Source organism: Laceyella sacchari, from assembly GCF_024927925.1.
Taxonomy (GTDB): Bacteria; Bacillota; Bacilli; order Thermoactinomycetales; family Thermoactinomycetaceae; genus Laceyella; species Laceyella sacchari.
In genome coordinates, this window is sequence record NZ_CP103866.1 from 1,711,228 (window position 1) to 1,730,177 (window position 18,950).

Below are 18,950 nucleotides of genomic sequence, written 5' to 3' on the forward strand. Positions count from 1 at the left end.
GAGGCTGCTGACAAACTGCCTTGAAAGGCAGGGTCAGCAGCCTTTTTTGTCGAATCAATAAAAAACACTCTATAAGGAGTTTTTTCTATGTTTAGAACAAACCCGAGTAAAGAACATCAACCAGAACTAGTTAACATAGAAGAATTAGTTCCACGAGATCACTTGTTACGGAAAATTAATGAAACGATCGACTTCTCCTTCATTGCTGAGAAATGTAAAGAATTATACTGCCAAGATAATGGGCGTCCATGTCTTGACCCAATTATGTTATTTAAAATGCTACTCATTGGATATTTGTTCGGCATTCGTTCCGAACGCCGACTCATTGAGGAGATTAAAGTTAACATCGCTTACCGTTGGTTTGTAGGGTTATCTCTAACCGACCCAGTCCCACATGCATCTACTTTCAGTCAAAACCGTCGAAGACGGTTCCAAAGCTCCACTATTTATCAGGAAATATTTGATGAAATTGTCATTCAGGCGATCCAACATGGATTTATTCAAGGAAAAGAGCTTTTTAGTGACTCCACTTTTCTTAAAGCCAATGCCAATAAAGGAAAGTTCAAAAAACAATTAGTTAAAGTTACTCCCAAAGGATATATGGATGATTTAGAACAAGCAATTGAGCAAGATCGAGAAGAGCACGGAAAGAAGCCTTTAAAAAAAAAGCCCATAAAGGTTGAAACGAAAGAAATTCGTGTAAGTACGACCGATCCAGATAGTGGTTATATGGTTCGAGATGGAAAACCCGAAGGCTTTTTCTATCTCGATCATCGTACTGTCGATGGTTTACATAACTTCATTACAGATGTATTTGTTACACCAGGAAATGTCCATGATTCAGTTCCTTATTTAGAAAGGTTAAATCGTCAGAAAAGCCGCTTCGGCTTTTCGGTGAAAGCTGTTGCTCTGGATTCTGGTTATTTAACTATGCCTATTTGTCGTGAATTGAGAGGACAAGGAATCTTTACGGTTATTGCACATCGGAGTTTTCGACCAGATAAAGACCTCTTTCCGAAATGGAGATTTAAGTATATTCCTGAGCAAGATGTATATCTTTGTCCAGCAAAGCATCAACTTACATATCGAACGACCAACCGTGAAGGATACAGACAGTACAAATCCAATCCCGAGATTTGTAAGCAATGTCCTTTTCTTAAGAATTGCACAAAGTCAAAGAACCACACAAAAATCCTAACACGTCATGTATGGGAAGATGCAAAAGAGTGGGTTAGACAAAATCGCTTGAGCCCACGTGGAAAAACTTTATATAAGCGTCGAAAAGAAACGATTGAACGTAGCTTCGCTGACGCGAAGGAACTTCATGGTCTTCGATACGCACGCTACAGGGGGCTTGCAAAAATTCAAGAGCAATGCCTCCTAACTGCTGTGGCTCAAAACATAAAAAAGTTGGCTATGCTGCTTTCGAGAGCAGGTAAGGGAGGTGGTTTTAAGTTTATATGGGTTGATATTCATCCATTAATTGTTTATATCCCTTTTATATACAAAAACCCTGCGATCAACAAAGTTGATTCGCAGGGTTTGTCAACATTCTCACCGATCCTCAATAAAGGATCGGTTTTGCGCTTTATAAGAGGCTCTGTTATATGGGAAACTCATGAATAACCCGCTCATATTCTTCCTGTGCATCAGTAATGGCCAACTTAGAATACACTTCAAGCGATTTACGGCTTGCATGTCCAGAATAAGGTTGGATTAGTGCATCGTCAATACCTTGTTTCTTGAGCCATGTTAACAAGAAGTGGCGTAACTTATGCGGCGAAATGGATTGAACCATGCCGGCTTGATCGGAATACTTCTTGAGGATTTTTCGAATGCCGCGGTCGCTGTATTTTTTCTTCCAGGACGATTCAAAAAGGTAGACAGCACCCTTTTTCGCTACGCGATCGGCATGCATGGCCAACAACTCTTTGAAGGCGGTCGGGAACGGCACGATCCGGTCCTTCTTGCATTTCCCTTGGTTCACCCGGATCTGGCAGCGCTGGAAATCAATATCGGTCAGCTTGATGTTAATGAGTTCGCTCACACGAACGCCCGTATACAGTAGGGTCTTTATAATCATCATGTCTTGAAAATTCTTCGCCTTCCAGACGGCTTCATAATAGCGTTTAATCTCGTCTTCTGTGAGGCACGTAAGGTAATTTTTTATTTGCCTTTGGCACATCGACTTCCAACTCGGCACGCAGGTGCCGGAATACGCTTTTTAGGTAATCATAATCTGGCCGTTCTTCACGAAGGTATTTGGCCAGCTCCCGGGCCTTCTTTTTTGGCGGGGTTCGGTGTTTAATGGCACTTCGCCTCCTATATTGGTAATCGCCTATCCAAATCAACGTTAAATTTGCCATATGGAGTGATATGGTTGTAAATCAGAGGACTGAGTGCGCGCAAATCTTCTGTTGTAAGCTTGTTCAGCCATCCTTGCTCCTTGATGATATTCTGAATTTTGATGGTGTTGATATAGACCAGACAGTTTTGAAGCAAGTTCAGGCTCAATATGGCGATCTCTTGCTCATCCACTTGGTTCTTTTGGATTTCCCCGTTACGTCCAAAGAAGATAAAGCTGTTGGCGGAGTTCCAGTTTTCAACGACATTCAGCCCTTCATGGATCTCACGCCGGATTTCCTCGTGCTGTAGGTATTCACACAGAAAAATCGTTTTGATCACGCGGCCCAACTCACTTAAGGCTTTATAAACGGGATGGGTCCGGTTTTGGCTGAATCGCTTGAGAATGGCTTCGGTTTCTGCGGTGTTGAATCTCAGGGCCGCAGCATATTTCACCATTTGGTCGTATTGCTGCCGGATCAGATCCCAGTTGATTGGATTTTTGGCCAGAACCGGTTGCAGGTTCGGATATGCATCGGCCATGCCATGATCGGGTTTATAGAGCTTCTGTGAGCCGATATTTTTGAATCGGGGCATCAACTTAAAACCAAGTAGATGACAGAAGGCGAAACCAACTTCGCTTTGACCATGCGTGTCCACGTAATTCCGATCAACTTTTTTTCGGTGGCATGTTGGAGCAATCCTTTGATCATTGCAGCCACTTCCGAAGATGTGCAGGTCTTTAATTGCGAGTGGATACAGACGGACTTATTTTCAACATGCCAATAGATCATCACACCAGGTCCGCGGTAGCGGGGATGCCATTCTGTCATCAGGTTTTGATCCCAAGAACCGACTTTTTTGGAGTCAGAAGCGCAAGATGTAGTGGCTTCGCCCCACACTTCGGCTAGGCGTTCCTTCAAAATGGCATTGACGACTTTGACATTGGCTGCCTTCAAATTTTCTGGATGAATAAACTTCCGTTTGATGTACAGAAGGTTTTCGTAAGTCACATCAGTGTTACCGGTGGCCATTCTTTTTAGACCCATGTTGGTACCGAGTCCATAAAGGCAGAGCAACAGACGCTTTTGGATTTCTTCACGACTTAACTGCTCACGAATCCCAAGTGACTGAAAAGCATCTGTGAAACCTACACGCAAATCGGCTTCCTTGAAAATATCGATTAACTCAATCATCCACCAACGTTTTGTAATTTCCTTTTTGAGCTGAACCAAGCGTTCGGGCTCTGGTTGTGGATCCAATGGTGTAACCGAAATCCATCCACCCTTGTGATTCGTAATTCGGACTTTCGGATTTTGTGGAATGGTTTGATTTAGTTGATCCAACGCACGATGTAACGACTGTTTGAGATCGTTGATCACAGCGCCCACATCCATTTGCAGACCAAGGGATTCATAATACTCTTCCCGCCGTTTCTCAAAGTCGTCTGGCAAATCCTCGTCAGGATTTCGGTAGCGATTGGCCCCAATCACCCAAATCTCCTTGCATTTCAGCTTCTCCCGCAGGGAGTAGAGAACGGAAATCTCATAGTTCATACGGTTGACGCGCAAATCACCGTTCTTATCTGTCTCAAGTACCACTTTCTTAAACTTAGGCGGGATCACATCTTCAATTGGCACGTCATCGGCGACAGCAAAAAATTTTTGCTTGGTGCCAATATGTTTCTTAATCAGATCCAGTGCTGTTACTATAAGAGCTGCGCATTTTGTAATAAACCTTTTCACGGTATACCTCTTTATTGTGGGTTAATTCCTTTAGTAAATCGCGCAACGTCTCTTCCTCAACAACGGAGAAAATCACATCTTGAACGACATGATCCTTTTTTTCCAATAGGGCTTCCAACAAGGAAGCCAAGATATTGTTTTTCCCACGAACCTTCTTAATTTCCTGCAATATTTCGCGGTCTACTTTGCGTTCAGCCTGGGCATTAATGTTATGGATAATGGTAATCAGCATTTCAACTAAGCTGTCGGTGATCTCTTGTTGTCGAGACCAAAAGAACGCCGACAACAGGGTATAGCGCAATTCTGGTGGATGGCGGCGGATCTCCACCAACTTCTCCGAAACCACACGTAACCGGTACTTCCTTAAGATTTTGGGGGGCACGTTCTTAAACAGATCGTGCGGCAACTCCAACATGCGTAATTCCTTGAGCTTTTTGATTTCCTCCTCTAAGTTCTTTCTGCTGGCGCGGCCTGGGCCCATATTGATCTTACGGAAAGTCATTCGTTCCGATTCCTCGGCCCCTTGTTCTTCAGAAACCTCATCCTCGGCATCTGCCCAATCATCAATCATCGCGTCCATTCGGGAGATAGAGGCAGATGAAAGGCGTTGAAACGTTTGAGCAAAGAATTTCTGCTCATAATTATGTAAAGCGGATCGTACCAACGTTTCAACAGTATTGTCCACGGGCGGCTCGATCTTCCGCTGCCGGAGTGTAGCGTAAACTCGCTCTTTCAAGACAGGGATATCATGAATATGGGTCAACACTTTGTCAGACAGCCATTGGGAAATTGCTTGGAGGTCATTCGCTGTATGTTCGCGAAAACCAAATAACTTCCGTATCTCATCACGATGACGTTTAATAGTTCTCCCGGTCCAATCATACTGCTCAAAGTGCTCCATGTTAACTCGTAGATGCTTGGCCAAAAAATCAACCACCGGGATAGGAACATCTTCCGGACCGTCAGGAAAACGAGCGTCATGTTGAAAGTATTTAAACAAAACAGCAAATCCCAACCGTGTCTCAAAGTTCTTAGTTTCAATCAGTTGCCTTTCTGGAGGCAATAAAGTAAAGTGTTCAATGAGTTCTTCCTTCGTCCATTGCTGTTTCAACTCCGATGTCAATCCTTTCTAAAGTTCCTAGAATGGCATAGAGTCGGTACTTTTCCGCTGATCTGAGTATACGGAGCCTTGATTTTTTGGGCAAGGACAAAGGTTAAAATACAGGAAGTTCCAATACCAAAACAAAATTCGGAACAATAAAAAATGACTTGGAGTTCCCATTTGGACTCAAGTCATTTTCCATTTACTGGAGAGATGGCGCCAAAATCGGTCTTCGCTCCCTCTACCCCTTATTGGTTGACATAGCGTTCACGGTATTCATGCTCCAGTATGCTCATGATGATAGAATCGTGATATTGATGATTGTAAAATAACGCCTCGCGTTGCACCCCTTCTTTTTTGAATCCCAATTTCTCATACAAGTGAATGGCCCGTGCATTGAACGCAAAGACATTTAATTCAATCCGATGCAAATTCAGGACACCAAAAGCATAGTCCAACATAAGTTTCATTGCTTCCGTGCCATACCCTTTTCCTTGATGTGTGTGGTTTTGGATGGCGATGCGGATATAACAACTACGGTTGATCGGACAGATCTCTAACAACTGGATGTCCCCAATCACCTCATCACTTTCAGTTAGGGCAATCAACAGAAGCACCCCGGATGAGTCTTGATTCTTGGCTTCGATATATTGTCGTACTTGTTCCAAGGTAAAGCTTTTTTGCGTGCCGGTGAGCCGCCTTGTTTCTGAATCAAACAAAAAGCGATGGTACAACTCGGCATCTTCAACACTGACCGGACGCAGATAGACTTGCTTTCCTTCCAGAAAACGGATAGGTATGTGCATGGGAATCTTCCTCCTTTAACGATATTCACTATACAGAATCATCATCTTTTTGGAAATGTTTTCGTTGTAAATGGAAGCGTAGGCATTGTGATAGATGACTTCAAAGCTTCTTAGAAGGCGCTTCCTTTTCACAAGCGACAAGGATAGAATAGTCATTTGTTTATCGCCATTGCCTTATTTTCATGTGGAAATTGAGGAAGTATAGCAAATAGAGAAATCCTAAACGGTGATTTGCGTTTTTTGATACAATCTTACTTGCACTATAAGATCTGAATCAACAAAATCTATCGATCCCGGTCTCGCTTTTATCATGATCGAAAGGATGTAAAGTATGAGCGAATCTCATCAGGAGTATATCGTCATCTCGGGTGCCAGGGAAAACAATCTCAAAAACGTATCCTTGCGCATTCCTAAGCGAAAAATCACTATTTTTACCGGTGTGTCCGGTTCCGGCAAATCGTCCATTGTTTTTGATACCATCGCCGCTGAATCCCAACGCCTGCTGAACGAAAACTTCAGTATGTTCGTCCGTACCTTTCTGCCACGTGTTCCGCAACCCGATGCGGACGCAATCGAGAATCTGAGCATGGCTGTGATTGTGGATCAGAAGCGGCTGGGTGGCGGTTCTCACTCCACAGTTGGTACAATTACCGATATTTCTCCCATTCTCCGTCTGCTTTTCTCCCGGGTGGGTCAGCCTTACATTGGACAGCCGCATATGTTTTCATTTAACGATCCTCAAGGCATGTGTCCCGAGTGCAATGGGATCGGTCGCAAACTGAGCGTTGATATGAGTAAAGCGCTGGACATGTCAAAATCACTGAATGAAGGGGCGATTTTGCTACCGGACTATTCAGTGAACAGCTGGGAATGGAATATCATCGCACAGACGGGAGAATTTGATCTCGACAAGAAGCTGAGCGATTATTCGGATGAAGAATTGGAGCGCTTGCTGTACGCCAAAGCAAGAAAAGTAAAAATGGATTTTGCAGGCAAGGCGACTAATATTACAGTGGAAGGTGTCATTGAAAAGTTCACCAACAAATACATTAAGCAAGATGTGAAAACCAAATCCGAGCGTACACAAAAAGCTGTGGCGCCTTTTATTACTGAGGGGATCTGTCCCAGTTGCCATGGCGCGAGACTCAGTCAAGCCGCTCTCAGTTGCAAGATCAACGGTCTCAACATTGCGGATTTGTCCGCCATGGAAGTGGGACAGCTCATCCATACCATCCGGGAAATCGACGATCCGGTTGCCGCTCCTATTGTCAAGTCGCTGACGGAACGGTTGCAACATCTGGTGGATATCGGGCTTGACTACTTGACGCTGGATCGCGAGACGGATACATTGTCCGGCGGTGAGTCGCAACGTGTGAAGATGGTGAAACACTTAAGCGGCAGTCTGGTGGATGTAACTTACATTTTTGATGAACCCAGTGTCGGTTTGCACCCCCGTGATGTGCATCGATTAAATGGGTTACTTCAGAAGTTGCGTGACAAGGGCAATACGGTGATTGTTGTTGAGCACGATCCCGATGTGATTAAGGTAGCGGATCATATCGTCGACGTCGGGCCTCATGCCGGTAGTCGCGGTGGCACCATCGTGTATGAAGGGAGTTTCCAAGGTCTGCTGGAGTCCGGCACACTGACAGGAACCTATATGAAACGGCCATTTCAGCTGAAGCACGATTGCAGGCAACCATCCGGTAAGCTGTCCATCAAGGATGCCACACTTCACAACCTGCGGAAGGTGAGTGTAAATATTCCGACCGGAGTGCTGACAGTAGTTACAGGGGTCGCCGGATCAGGCAAGAGCACACTGATTAACAAGGTATTTCTCAGCCAGCATCCGGATGCGATCGTCATCGACCAATCGGCGGTAGGCGTATCGACACGCTCAAACCCCGCAACCTATACAGGCATTATGGATGATGTGCGCAAGGCGTTTGCTTCTGCGAACAAGGTCAGCCCAGGCTTGTTTAGCTTTAACTCTAAGGGAGCTTGTGAGAACTGCAAAGGGTTGGGAGTTGTATATACCGACCTTGCATTCCTCGACAGTGTGAAGTTACCATGCGAAAAATGCGGAGGCAAACGATTTAAGGATGAGGTACTCGCATACAAATTCAACGGCAAATCCATCGCTGAAGTGCTAGAGATGACTGTAGAGCAGGCATTGGAATTCTTTCACCTCAAAGAGGTTGTGCGTAAGCTCCAGACGCTGAGCGATGTGGGGCTGAACTATATTACACTCGGACAACCACTCAGTACGCTCTCGGGTGGGGAATGTCAGCGCATCAAGCTGGCAAGCGAATTGCCTAAAAAGGGCAACATCTATGTGATGGACGAGCCGACGACCGGCCTGCACATGTCAGATATCGGTCATCTGTTGGGGATCATGAACCGTCTCGTGGATGCCGGTAATACGGTGATTGTTATCGAACACAACCTCGATGTAATCAGCCAAGCGGACTGGATTATCGATATGGGACCAGACGGAGGCAGCAAAGGGGGACAGGTGGTGTTTGAGGGCACCCCTTCGCAGATAATTCATGCGGAACAGTCGATCACTGGAAAATACTTAAGCAATGCATTAAGTTCATTTTAAGAAAAACAGATGAAAGAGAAGGCAACCTGTGATGAATGGTTGCCTTCCCTCGGATGATTCAGTTTTTGTTGTTCTTCCGGGCCAATCGGTCATATTGCATTCTGAACAGTTTGATAAGTTGAGGGAGATCTTGTTCTCCTTTAATCCAAAAACTCACACCCGAATCAGGTACGACATGCGGTTCAGCCACCCCGGAAGCAACGAGCTCGTTGCGAATCGATTTGGGAAACAGGAAATCAGCGTGTTTTTCACCGTGCAGATGACCCAACTCTTTGTTCTGATAACAAAATTCTACGCCTCCAAACCGGTGGACATGTTCGGTACACCATCCCAGCTGAGCAATTCACGTCTCAACGCTTCGAGTATCATGAGTAGCCCCCCTCCTTGAAGGAATGAATAACTTGCTTAGTAAATCCATTCCCTTTCACAAAAATTACTAAACTTAATATACGAAAAAATATATTAATCATTGCATGGAGTTACCCAAAAAAATAGAACCCGATGATGAACGGGTTCTTGCTAAGACGTTAGATGATGTTGGACAAAACCGATCTTTTGCGATCATGGCGGACCAGGTCTTCATATGTTTCCCGTTCCACCACCAAGTCGGCGATACCATCCCGAACAAAGACGACGGCGGGGCGGCGGAGGCGATTATAGTTGCTGGCCATGGAATAGCCATAGGCTCCAGTGGAGAGAACCGCAAGGATGTCTCCGCTTGTTACTTGTGGCAGATCGATATCCCAAATAAGCATATCTCCGCTTTCGCAACATTTGCCAGCGATCGAGACGGTTTCAGTTGCCTCCATCGACGCTTTATTGGCCAGTAGCGCTTCGTACTTCGCTTGGTAAAGGGCGGGTCGGATGTTATCGGTCATGCCTCCGTCCACCGCCACATATGTGCGAATCCCCGGAATCTGCTTAATTGAGCCTACGGAGTATAGAGTTGTGCCAGCATTCCCCACAATACCGCGCCCCGGTTCAATCCAAATTTCCGGGTTTGGCAAGTTGCGTTTGGACCAGGCAGCTGCCACCTCTTGCGTGATTGTTTCCACGAAGGTTTCGATTTCCACCGGATCATCTTCATCGGTATACCGAATGCCAAACCCTCCGCCCAAATTAAGCACCTTCACCTCATAACCGGTTTCTTGCCGCACGCTGTCCAAAAATTCCCGAATGACCTTGATCGCTTCAACAAATCCTGTAGTATCAAAAATTTGTGATCCAATGTGGACATGAATACCCAATAGATTGAAATGCGTTTTCGCTAATGCCTGCCGGATCGCAAGCATCGCCTGACCATCAGTCACACCAAAACCGAATTTCGAATCTTCTTGGCCGGTAGCGATGTATTCATGGGTGTGCACTTCAATCCCTGGCGTGAGGCGAAGCATCACATTGACTTGTATGCCGGATGCGGAAGCCAAATCATGGAGTAAAGCCATCTCATAAAAGTTGTCTACAACATAACAGCCTACGCCTGCTTCAAGCGCCATCCGCAATTCTTCTTCCGACTTGTTGTTACCATGAAAATGTATGCGCTCGGCGGGAAATCCAGCTTGGAGGGCAGTGTACAATTCTCCGCTTGAGACCACATCCAAAGAGAGATTCTCTTCGGCTGCCAGTTGCGCCATCGCGATGCAACTGAATGCTTTGCTGGCGTAAGCGACTTGAAAAGTAAATCCGCTTTGTTCGAATGATTTGACAAAACGGCGACTGTTTTCCCTGATCAATGCTTCGTCATAAACATAGAGTGGGGTTCCAAAGGTTTTAGCCAATTCCACCGTATCGCATCCGCCAATGGTGAGATGGCCTTGACTGCCAATGTGACTCGTGCCGGTTAAGCGCATAAAAAAACCTCCTAATCAGCAATTGATATTAGGAGAGTATAGTCGGGCAATTAAAAAATACCATCTGACTATAGACGGCATCCCTTATCAAAACCGCACCATAACCATATCTCCTGAAGATAGCACACCACGCATATTAAATGAATATGCGTGACAGTTCTGCCCCTGTTCGGGTACAGACCCAGCATCCCTGCCCAGAGAATGCAGGGAAACTTCGGCGACTTTTCCTTTCCATGGCCGTCACTGATCTTCTCTGGATCTCAGGTCATGTACTAATAAAAGTCGCAACCTCTACCTCATCAAAGCCATGATGAGGTTTTGTTTTATGCAGTTGTCATTTAATGTGTCTTAGTATAGCATGCTATGGCGACGGTGTGAAGAGGAAAACGGATTCTTTACAATCCTTTTAATGCTTACTCACTGTAATAGCAGAGCATGGCTGGGTGGAATTGAAAAATCGAAATAGCAATGGTCTGTTACAATATGGTTGGAATGAGCAAAGAAAGGGGCATGATCGATCATGCATCAATGCAAAACGCTGTTGTCTGCCATCTCCATTCAGTATCCGATTATCCAAGCACCAATGGCCGGAGGAGTGACGACTCCCGAATTGGTGGCAGCCGTGTCAAATGCCGGTGGCTCGGCTCATTGGGCGCCGGATATTTGTCCCCATCGAAACTGCGAGCGGAGATCAAGCAGATCCGCAGGCTGACATCCAAGCCCTTCGCCGTCAACCTCTTTATTCCTGAACAACCAACGCATGTAGATGAAAAAAGCTTAACGGATCTCATCGGGCAGCTCAAGCCAATTTGTGATGAATTGGGGATAGATGCGGAACAACTGACGATCGATTATCAGGACCAATTTGACGAGCAATTTGCCGTCGTCGTGGAAGAGCGGGTTCCTGTCTTCAGTTTCACTTTTGGCCTATTGCCTTCCGAAAAGATGGAACAATGCAAAAAAGCAGGCATCTTTGTCATGGGCACTGCTACTACGGTACATGAAGCCATGCAATTGGAACGGCTCGGCGTCAACGCCGTTGTGGCACAGGGGAGTGAAGCCGGTGGGCACCGAGGTACATTTGCCCACGCTTATCACGAGGCCATGATTGGCACCATGGCATTGGTTCCACAGGTGGCCGATCACGTCAGGGTGCCAGTTATTGCCGCTGGTGGGATTATGGATGCCAGAGGAATCGCTGCCAGCTTTGCTTTGGGGGCTTCTGCAGTGCAGATGGGAACGGCGTTTATCCCATGCGAAGAGAGCGGGGCCCATCCATTATATAAACAAGCGCTTATCGTGGCTTCCGAAGAACTGGTTGCCGTGACTTCGTCAATTACCGGAAAAGCAGTGCGCGGCTTGCGCAACAGGCTAATGGATTTAACCGAACAGTTGCCTGAGACGTTGCCGTATCCATTACAGCATGTTTTGACACAACACATCCGCAAAGCAGCAGCAGAGCAATTACGGCCAGAGTGGATGTCAATGTGGGCAGGGCAAGGTATCCGATTGGCGAGACAACAGAGCGCCCAGGAACTGGTAAATCGATTAGCCCAGGAAACAGACAGTATCATCAGAATGTTGAAACTAAAGGGAATTGACAAATGAAATAAACAAAAATAACAAACTGCAATCTATTTCAGATCGGTTTGCATTATAAACATAAAGGAATTGGAATGGGATGTCTCTGTACAGAGACATCCCTTAGTTACATCAATTCATCCAGGCGATCCAACTCTTCATCCTTTTGATCATTGACAACGTGTGTATAAATCTGCGTTGTGTTGATGGAGGAATGGCCCAAAATTTCTTGCACTACGCGGATATTGGCGCCGTTGGAGAGCAAGAGGGTAGCCAGTGTATGACGCAATTTATGTGGCGAAATGTTTTTTGCTTTGGGAGGCAAATCCGCTTCTTTCACATATTTGTTGATGATTTTATTGATAGAGACGCGACTGATCCGACCGCCGTTCCGATTTAAAAACAATGCTGATTCATGTCCTGGTGCCGGGGTAGGCCGTACCGCCATATAATCCTTGAGAGCGGTGGTGGCGGTGTTGTTCAGCTTTAGCATCCGCTCTTTGTTCCCCTTACCCAAAACAACGATACGAACGGTCCCTTTCTGTTCTTGAATGCTGGTTGTATCGAGGCGCACTAACTCAGAAACGCGCAATCCGGTATTAAGAAAAATGAGGAGGATGGCCAGATCCCGATACCGCAGCCAGCTCAAGCGTTTGTAGTTTCTCATATCGAAGAAGTCATGGACACTGTGAACCAAACGCAAGGCTTCATCATGCGTTAAAAAAACGGGAACGCGTTGTTTGTTGCGGGCGCGTAATGTCACATCCTCAAACTCAGTCATGGGGTTGCGATCCAGCGCTCCGCATTTAACCAAATACCGAAACAGGGATTGGAGCGAAGCCCGTTTGCGATTTTTGCCCGCATGCGAATTCTCCCGCACCTGTACTGTTTCAACAACTCTTCCATTGATCTTTCTGGTTACTTTGCGCTCATACCCATGTTCGATATATCGAAAAAAGCGCTTGATCGTGCGACCGGTCACATCTTCAAGTTCGTGCCCATGTTCTTCCAAATAATCAAAAAACAGTTTAAAGTCGTATACATACGCCGCGACTGTTTCGATGGAACGGTCGGCACTGATCATCTCCAATATGTACTCTTGGACATCTTCAGGAAGTTCCATGGCTAAGCGATTGATATTTTCTGGTAATTTGCGTGATAAGTATTTCATTGTTGCTTCACTCCGGTGTGAATTATGATAAAAAACAGGTTAGTATATTTGGAAAAGAAGTCAAAAATGAAAAATTGGGGAGACCTATGGGATTCAGACGAAAAATAAAAGGCCTTTTCGGTCGCTATTGGTTTACAAAATCATATAATCCGCCAAAAGTCTTGGTATTCCTGGACTTTCGGCTTTCCGCCAATTAATTTTTCGTATGGTTTTGCAACGTAATGGGGGGGTAACGAGAGAACCTCATAAAAAACATCGCTCCTCCATTCTTATTATCAAGTTGCCGACCTTGTAGCTACGACAAAGACCGGGTGGATACAATCCATTTTTTCACTCCGCAAGGGAAACCGACTTGCAATGACGATGCCACAACAGGATTAGTAGCCCTGGCAGATGGCTAAAGAGCCTATTTTTTCGTCATATTGGTTAACGAAACGATTCTTTCGTTAACCAACTATTATTATAGTAAAATCGAAACTGAAGGTCATTGTTTTTCTTGTTGAATTCACAATAAATATATAAAACGAATCATCTGTTAATATCTTGTAGATCAGAGAGCAAATTACAACCGTTGCAATTTGGAAACCAATCGGTACCCCAAAGATTCGTACAGGTGAATGGCGGGGACATTGTCATCAAACACATACTAGTACACATCTGAAGAGTATTCTCTCGCTCGGCGGGTCAACTCCGTTGTAATGATCCGCCCCCAACCTTGCCTTCTTCGGCTCACCGTTGTCCCGATATTGCCAAGTTCGACATAGACAGGATCATAAAAAGGTACTCCCGACGTCTCCATCGGGAAGATTTAATTCTTCCTTGAGATAAGTCAGCAGGGAGCGGATACAAACCTCTTCCTAAAATAATGCATACGAAAAAGCATGAAACGGCAATCCATACAGATAGGCTAGCACACCCAGTAAGCGGCCATCTGATGAGAATTGTCCGTAATGGACTGTTTGTTGCCGTCTGACCGTGAGATAGGTGAAGTAAAGCAGATTACTTTCTTTACCGATCTTCGCCAATAATTCATCCATCTCATTCGGTTGTAATCGTCTATGATCCATACACTCACTCTCCTTTCAGCATGATTATGACACAGATTGTCGAAATCGCAATCATCGCTTACGATAAAGAGGCAGTTCTCTTAATTAGGAGGTTGGACAGTTGCTATTAAAATTCAGGATTTGGCACATTCCGTTGCACATACTTCTCTTTGCCGGATTGTTTTATGGAATGCACCGATGGCAGGAAACGAGGCAATATGAAAAAGGGGCTTTGTATTTCTCTGGAGATGTAATCGGCTATATCTTTTTATTTGCGCTCGCTAGTGTGGCATTGTTATTTTCTCTCTATTGGAACCGACGTGCCCGGATGTTTTGGCTGATTGTCGGCATCCCCGTATTGTTGTTTGCGGGCTTCAAGTATTATCAAAATTTCGATTATGGCATACGGGTGGATCACCAAAAAATCACTGTGAACGACCAAGTTTACGCATGGTCGGACATTAAGTCGGCGACTGCGGATTGGATCGGCAAAGCCTCCGCGAGAAACCTTTATTTTGAATACACTCTCACCTTCAAAGATGGATCGTCGATCGATCTGTTGAGCGAGGAGTTCGATGCTGCGAAAATCAACATGATTCACGAAAAAGTCCTCCAATCTAAGATTCCGTTCATTGTACGAACTCCACTCAATGAGAAGGTGATCAAGCGAATTGAACGGTCTTACAGTAAGGAAGAGGTTGCTTTGCTTAAACGTCTTTTTACCGTTGACAAATGAAGCGGTGCAGGATACAATGCAAACACAAAAGATCAAGACATGCCTTGATCTTTTTTTTAAAACAATCGAATCGAATGGTAGAAAAGTCTCGTAGTTGCCAATTTCTGAAACATCATTCTTTTATTCATATTCAAATAGAAAGTGTCGTATGTAATATTTTCTATTAGACTGATACAGATTAAACAACATGATATAATCGTTTAAATAACTACTATCGGAGTGAACAATATTCATGAGTATTGATCAGAACATCTTGAATCATCTGTATAAGTCTCAAAAAAAGGAACTCCCGTATCAACCCGGGGACAGAGTGCAGGTTCGTATAACTAAGTTGGTTGATTACGGCGCATTTGCAGTGACAAAAGACGAGCATATGGCCTCAGGCTTGATTCATATCTCACAAATTCCTGAACATGTGGAACTACATACCCAGCAAATCATTGAAGCGGAAATCCGCCAAGTCAAAGAAGATAATAAGCTGGAACTCAGTCTGGCGTATCATGACAAAAAGGAAAACCCCTTTCAAGTTTTGGCCAGTATCAAAGCTCCCTTACCCGAGCAACAACCACCTGCGGATGAGATTCAGGAAATCATCCAGTATCTTTCCAAAGAATTCGGGTTAGTTTCGGAAGAGTCCAAACAAAAAGTGGAAGCGATGGTGCGGAAGATGGGCGTGTTTCATTTTACCATGGCCATGATGAAGGCCTTGCCCACTTTTAAGCGGGACCTGGTCCATCATTTCCTTAAGGAGATGGAGCAAAGGGGGAATCATCTTTGACCCGGTTCGTTTCCACTTCACCCGCCATCTGCGGGAACGGGTAGAGGAAAGGTTGAGGAAAAAGCTTTCTGGCCATGACATCCACCAATTGATTCGAGAGAGCCAGGTCATATTGCAGACAGCAGACCATCTGTACCTTTATCATCCGGGCGAGAACATCCGTTTTCCGTGCATCAAAGACGGCGACCAGTGGGTAATCAAATCCGTCATGATCCATGGAATGTGGATGGAAGCAAAATAAATGATCAAAGCAATCAAAAGCCGTGCATTCTCGTGCAATGAATGCACGGCTTTTGATTTGTTGTACGCTTATACTTGCTTTTAAAGGGGGATAAAAATGGATTGGGTTAATAAGATGAACGATGCGATTACTTATATTGAAGATCACATCACAGAAGATATTTCTTACTCAGAAGCAGCCAGAGTTGCCTGTTGTTCCACTTATCACTTCCAACGCATGTTTTCATACATCACGGATGTGCCCCTGTCAGAGTACATACGTCGCCGACGCTTGACCTTGGCGGCATTTGAATTGCAGAACAGTCGTATCAAAGTGATCGATTTGGCGCTTAAATACAACTATGATTCGCCGGAAGCGTTTACCCGCGCATTTCATGCCCTACATGGCCTAACTCCAACTGAGGCGAGAAAAGCCGGAACGAAATTGAAAGCATACCCCCGCATTTCCTTCCAACTGACCATCAAAGGAGTGACTGAGTTAAATTACAGGATCGAAACGCTAAGCGAATTTTCAATCGTAGGAATTCGCGAGCGTATCCGTACCCAAGACGCATTTCACACTGTGCCTCAGATATGGGCTGGTGCAACAGAGCAAGGGCTTTTGACAAAACTGTGGGAAATGCGTATGAACAATCATGCATTGCAAGGGATATTGGGCGTTTGCGCTGATGGTGACTTTGGCGCGAATGAAGAGTTTGACTATATTATGGCAGCCGTCTCCGTCCAAACGCCGCCGAAAGGGATGATCGCTTTGGAATTTCCGCCAGCCATGTGGGCTGTCTTTGACATAGACGGGCCACCGGAAAGATTGCAAGAAATCTGGAAGCGGTTGTACACTGAATGGGTTCCGACTTCAGCATATGAACTGGCTCATTTGCCGGCAATCGAATGCTATCTTCCAAGAGAGGCACATCGCAATGAGCTTTGGGTTCCTATCATGAAGAAAGGGGATCAATGATCGTATTCATACTCATTGAAGAACGCAAAAAAGGCTTCTGTCCTCCAATTGGACAGAAGCCTTTTCATCACTTCGCTGCGGGAAATTCATGTTTCAATCCACGAATTTCCTTCATACCATGGGCCGGCTTGCCTACCGGTTGTTTTGGTTTGCCGGCGATCTCTTTGATGAGATTGACCACGAGCGTGCCAGATTTCTTCAGCATATCTTTTTGGATTTTGTCCAATGTATCCTCATCGCTGTGATAATAGGGATCTTCAGATACATGAACGAAAGCGACGGGAATGCCGGCATCTTCAAAAGGAGCATGGTCACTTCTGGTTGAATATCCGCGTTCATACGGCAAGTTGAGTTCATCCGCCAGTTTTGCGGCGTGATCAGCTACAAAGGACTTGGCATCAGGGGAAGCCGTGAGAATGTTAAAGGTGTCTCCAACACCAACCATATCCATGTTGATCATGCCGACAATGTTTGCTTTGTCTTTGTCTTGCAGAGATTGAACATAATACTCCGAACCAACCAACCCGGCTTCTTCCGCACCAAACGCAATGAATTTCACATTCATGTTAAGCTTTTTATGAGAAAGTGCACGGGCCACTTCCAACATGGTGCTGGTGCCGGAGGCGTTATCGTTTGCAGCTGGAGTATCCACCCCGTCATAATGGGCGCCCAGAATCAATGTTTTTTTGGTGGAAGCCTTTTTGGAGGCTTTCAGCGTGCCGATCACATTTTGTGAGTAGGTATCCAAGATTTCTGTTTTCACTTTCATGGTGACAGACACACGCTTCCCGGCAGCGATCAACTCTTGCAATTGTTTTCCGTCCACATCTGACAGCCCGATAGCAGGAATATCTGTTTCTTGACCGAGTGTACCGTTTAAAGCACCAGATACATTGTTATACAAGATTGCGCCAATCGCTCCGGCTTTTGCAGCATTTTGTACTTTCTCGTAGAAGGTTAAGTCTCCGCGTTGAATCAAAGCGATTTTCCCTTTGACATCAACTCCGGCAAAATCTTCCGGCTTGCCTAAACCAGCGTAAGCTACTTCAGCGCTAAGACCTTGTTCAGGCGTACTCGGGGAGTAAGTGAAAGTTTTGGCTTCGATAGCTTTATTTTCAGGGGAAAGCAAGGTCAATTCTTGCCCATGGCTAATAAACGTTTTGAACGGGAATTTTTGTATTTTCACATCTAATCCCAATTCGCGAAAACGTTTGGCAATTGCTGCCGCAGTTCGATGTTCCCCTTCCGTTCCGGCGACGCGGGCATTGTCACGGTTGGACATCCACGCGATGTCGCGATATATGCGATCTCCAGATATATTTTGTTGTTTAGCCTTGGCAGGAACAGAAGCTTGTGGAAGGGTGAAAGCAGTCCCAAATACAACCACAGAGGAAAGCAAGAGGGACATACCTACTTTGAATGTTTTCCTTTTCATTCAATATCACCTTTTATTTTTTTATTAACTATATTCTATCAATATTTATAAAACCCTCTCTTGATTATATATTTTAAAATATTATGAATAAAAATAAAAGCGAACGCACAACAGATGTTTGCGCTCGCTTTCCAGTTAGTGAACCATCAACCCACAATCGTCACATCGCGCGCGGAGACGACCATGCGCTGGGGCGCATTGCCGCGACAGGAAATCAACGTAGCATCTCCATAAGGATTCACATCAGCCACATAGACGCGGAGAGGAGTGACCGACACTCCACGAATAACAACATTCACAATTTGACCAACGTACATGCGCAATGTTTCCGGGGCGACTCGAAAGGGGGAGCGGGGAGGAAATTGTTCAACATACCCATCATCGTCTGCATAGACGAATTCATCATCGACTTCCGAGTAATACGGATCATAATCATCATAGTACATCGTTGGGACTCACTCCTTTTATCCATGAACCTAGTTCATGATATTCAACACCCCAACCATTTGCGCAATGTTGATTGCCCATAATGACAAGGATGGGTGTTTGTCTAT

The 18,950-nt window shown here is 45.2% G+C and carries 15 protein-coding genes, 1 pseudogene and 1 riboswitch; of the genes and pseudogenes, 7 read left to right on the forward strand and 9 right to left on the reverse strand.

The window, feature by feature from the left end; all coding sequences use genetic code 11:
- The first annotated feature begins 87 nt into the window (after positions 1 to 87).
- Positions 88 to 1,626 carry an IS1182 family transposase gene (locus NYR52_RS08540; protein WP_445727838.1) on the forward strand — a complete coding sequence of 513 codons (1,539 nt, stop codon included), beginning with the start codon at positions 88 to 90 and terminating at the stop codon, positions 1,624 to 1,626.
- Here NYR52_RS08540 and NYR52_RS08545 read toward each other — a convergent pair.
- The 3 genes and pseudogenes from NYR52_RS08545 to NYR52_RS08555 all read right to left on the reverse strand — a co-directional run bounded on the left by NYR52_RS08545 (position 1,604) and on the right by NYR52_RS08555 (position 5,996).
- Positions 1,604 to 2,185: a tyrosine-type recombinase/integrase gene (locus NYR52_RS08545; RefSeq protein WP_259435453.1), complete on the reverse strand. Its 582-nt coding sequence runs from the start codon at positions 2,183 to 2,185 to the stop codon at positions 1,604 to 1,606. The genes NYR52_RS08540 and NYR52_RS08545 overlap by 23 nt on opposite strands.
- A gap of 137 nt (positions 2,186 to 2,322) precedes the next feature.
- Positions 2,323 to 5,211, reverse strand: a pseudogene (locus NYR52_RS08550) (Tn3 family transposase).
- A gap of 227 nt (positions 5,212 to 5,438) precedes the next feature.
- Positions 5,439 to 5,996: a GNAT family N-acetyltransferase gene (locus tag NYR52_RS08555; RefSeq protein ID WP_132220498.1), complete on the reverse strand. Its 558-nt coding sequence runs from the start codon at positions 5,994 to 5,996 to the stop codon at positions 5,439 to 5,441.
- Positions 5,997 to 6,327: 331 nt separating this feature from the next.
- On the opposite strand from NYR52_RS08555, the gene NYR52_RS08560 reads away from it, so the two are divergent.
- On the forward strand, positions 6,328 to 8,601 hold the full coding sequence (locus NYR52_RS08560; RefSeq protein ID WP_259435454.1) for an ATP-binding cassette domain-containing protein: 2,274 nt from the start codon (positions 6,328 to 6,330) through the stop codon (positions 8,599 to 8,601).
- Positions 8,602 to 8,659: 58 nt separating this feature from the next.
- On the opposite strand, the gene NYR52_RS08565 is transcribed toward NYR52_RS08560, so the two are convergent.
- The gene (locus NYR52_RS08565; RefSeq protein ID WP_375163140.1) at positions 8,660 to 8,869 is read right to left on the reverse strand and encodes a luciferase domain-containing protein; all 210 of its coding nucleotides are present in this window, start codon (positions 8,867 to 8,869) and stop codon (positions 8,660 to 8,662) included.
- Positions 8,870 to 9,128: 259 nt separating this feature from the next.
- Positions 9,129 to 10,451, reverse strand: a complete 1,323-nt coding sequence (lysA, locus tag NYR52_RS08570) for a diaminopimelate decarboxylase (RefSeq protein ID WP_132220502.1) — start codon at positions 10,449 to 10,451, stop codon at positions 9,129 to 9,131.
- 112 nt (positions 10,452 to 10,563) lie between these two features.
- Positions 10,564 to 10,753, reverse strand: a riboswitch (Lysine riboswitch).
- A 208-nt stretch (positions 10,754 to 10,961) separates the two neighbouring features.
- Between lysA and NYR52_RS08575 the strand changes: the two genes are divergently transcribed.
- Positions 10,962 to 12,059, forward strand: coding sequence for an NAD(P)H-dependent flavin oxidoreductase (locus NYR52_RS08575; RefSeq protein ID WP_445727839.1), 1,098 nt, complete (start codon positions 10,962 to 10,964; stop codon positions 12,057 to 12,059).
- A 100-nt stretch (positions 12,060 to 12,159) separates the two neighbouring features.
- On the opposite strand, the gene NYR52_RS08580 is transcribed toward NYR52_RS08575, so the two are convergent.
- Both NYR52_RS08580 and NYR52_RS08585 read right to left on the reverse strand, forming a co-directional pair.
- Positions 12,160 to 13,203 carry a tyrosine-type recombinase/integrase gene (locus tag NYR52_RS08580; RefSeq protein ID WP_132220506.1) on the reverse strand — a complete coding sequence of 348 codons (1,044 nt, stop codon included), beginning with the start codon at positions 13,201 to 13,203 and terminating at the stop codon, positions 12,160 to 12,162.
- A gap of 857 nt (positions 13,204 to 14,060) precedes the next feature.
- The gene (locus tag NYR52_RS08585) at positions 14,061 to 14,270 is read right to left on the reverse strand and encodes a hypothetical protein (RefSeq protein ID WP_259435455.1); all 210 of its coding nucleotides are present in this window, start codon (positions 14,268 to 14,270) and stop codon (positions 14,061 to 14,063) included.
- Positions 14,271 to 14,370: 100 nt separating this feature from the next.
- Between NYR52_RS08585 and NYR52_RS08590 the strand changes: the two genes are divergently transcribed.
- The 4 genes from NYR52_RS08590 to NYR52_RS08605 all read left to right on the forward strand — a co-directional run bounded on the left by NYR52_RS08590 (position 14,371) and on the right by NYR52_RS08605 (position 16,961).
- Positions 14,371 to 14,985: a hypothetical protein gene (locus NYR52_RS08590; protein WP_132220508.1), complete on the forward strand. Its 615-nt coding sequence runs from the start codon at positions 14,371 to 14,373 to the stop codon at positions 14,983 to 14,985.
- 232 nt (positions 14,986 to 15,217) lie between these two features.
- The gene (locus NYR52_RS08595; RefSeq protein WP_022738270.1) at positions 15,218 to 15,763 is read left to right on the forward strand and encodes a S1 RNA-binding domain-containing protein; all 546 of its coding nucleotides are present in this window, start codon (positions 15,218 to 15,220) and stop codon (positions 15,761 to 15,763) included.
- 52 nt (positions 15,764 to 15,815) lie between these two features.
- On the forward strand, positions 15,816 to 16,004 hold the full coding sequence (locus tag NYR52_RS08600; RefSeq protein WP_022738269.1) for a hypothetical protein: 189 nt from the start codon (positions 15,816 to 15,818) through the stop codon (positions 16,002 to 16,004).
- Positions 16,005 to 16,100: 96 nt separating this feature from the next.
- Positions 16,101 to 16,961, forward strand: coding sequence for an AraC family transcriptional regulator (locus tag NYR52_RS08605; RefSeq protein ID WP_259435456.1), 861 nt, complete (start codon positions 16,101 to 16,103; stop codon positions 16,959 to 16,961).
- A gap of 67 nt (positions 16,962 to 17,028) precedes the next feature.
- Here NYR52_RS08605 and NYR52_RS08610 read toward each other — a convergent pair whose 3' ends face one another.
- Together NYR52_RS08610 and NYR52_RS08615 are read right to left on the reverse strand one after the other, a co-directional pair.
- Entirely contained in the window at positions 17,029 to 18,396 is a 1,368-nt protein-coding gene (locus tag NYR52_RS08610; RefSeq protein ID WP_259435457.1) for a M28 family peptidase, read from the reverse strand.
- 146 nt (positions 18,397 to 18,542) lie between these two features.
- Positions 18,543 to 18,842 (reverse strand): hypothetical protein, encoded by a 300-nt coding sequence (locus tag NYR52_RS08615; RefSeq protein ID WP_022738264.1) that lies wholly within the window; start codon positions 18,840 to 18,842, stop codon positions 18,543 to 18,545.
- Between the last annotated feature and the right edge of the window lie 108 nt (positions 18,843 to 18,950).

Bases quoted from the DNA above. Each gene is read 5' to 3' on its own strand.
- NYR52_RS08540 (WP_445727838.1), top strand. From the start codon at position 88: ATGTTTAGAACAAACCCGAGTAAAGAACATCAACCAGAACTAGTTAAC.
- NYR52_RS08545 (WP_259435453.1), bottom strand. From the start codon at position 2,185: ATGTGCCAAAGGCAAATAAAAAATTACCTTACGTGCCTCACAGAAGAC.
- NYR52_RS08555 (WP_132220498.1), bottom strand. From the start codon at position 5,996: ATGCACATACCTATCCGTTTTCTGGAAGGAAAGCAAGTCTATCTGCGT.
- NYR52_RS08560 (WP_259435454.1), top strand. From the start codon at position 6,328: ATGAGCGAATCTCATCAGGAGTATATCGTCATCTCGGGTGCCAGGGAA.
- lysA (WP_132220502.1), bottom strand. From the start codon at position 10,451: ATGCGCTTAACCGGCACGAGTCACATTGGCAGTCAAGGCCATCTCACC.
- NYR52_RS08575 (WP_445727839.1), top strand. From the start codon at position 10,962: ATGATCGATCATGCATCAATGCAAAACGCTGTTGTCTGCCATCTCCAT.
- NYR52_RS08580 (WP_132220506.1), bottom strand. From the start codon at position 13,203: ATGAAATACTTATCACGCAAATTACCAGAAAATATCAATCGCTTAGCC.
- NYR52_RS08585 (WP_259435455.1), bottom strand. From the start codon at position 14,270: ATGGATCATAGACGATTACAACCGAATGAGATGGATGAATTATTGGCG.
- NYR52_RS08595 (WP_022738270.1), top strand. From the start codon at position 15,218: ATGAGTATTGATCAGAACATCTTGAATCATCTGTATAAGTCTCAAAAA.
- NYR52_RS08605 (WP_259435456.1), top strand. From the start codon at position 16,101: ATGGATTGGGTTAATAAGATGAACGATGCGATTACTTATATTGAAGAT.
- NYR52_RS08610 (WP_259435457.1), bottom strand. From the start codon at position 18,396: ATGAAAAGGAAAACATTCAAAGTAGGTATGTCCCTCTTGCTTTCCTCT.
- NYR52_RS08615 (WP_022738264.1), bottom strand. From the start codon at position 18,842: ATGTACTATGATGATTATGATCCGTATTACTCGGAAGTCGATGATGAA.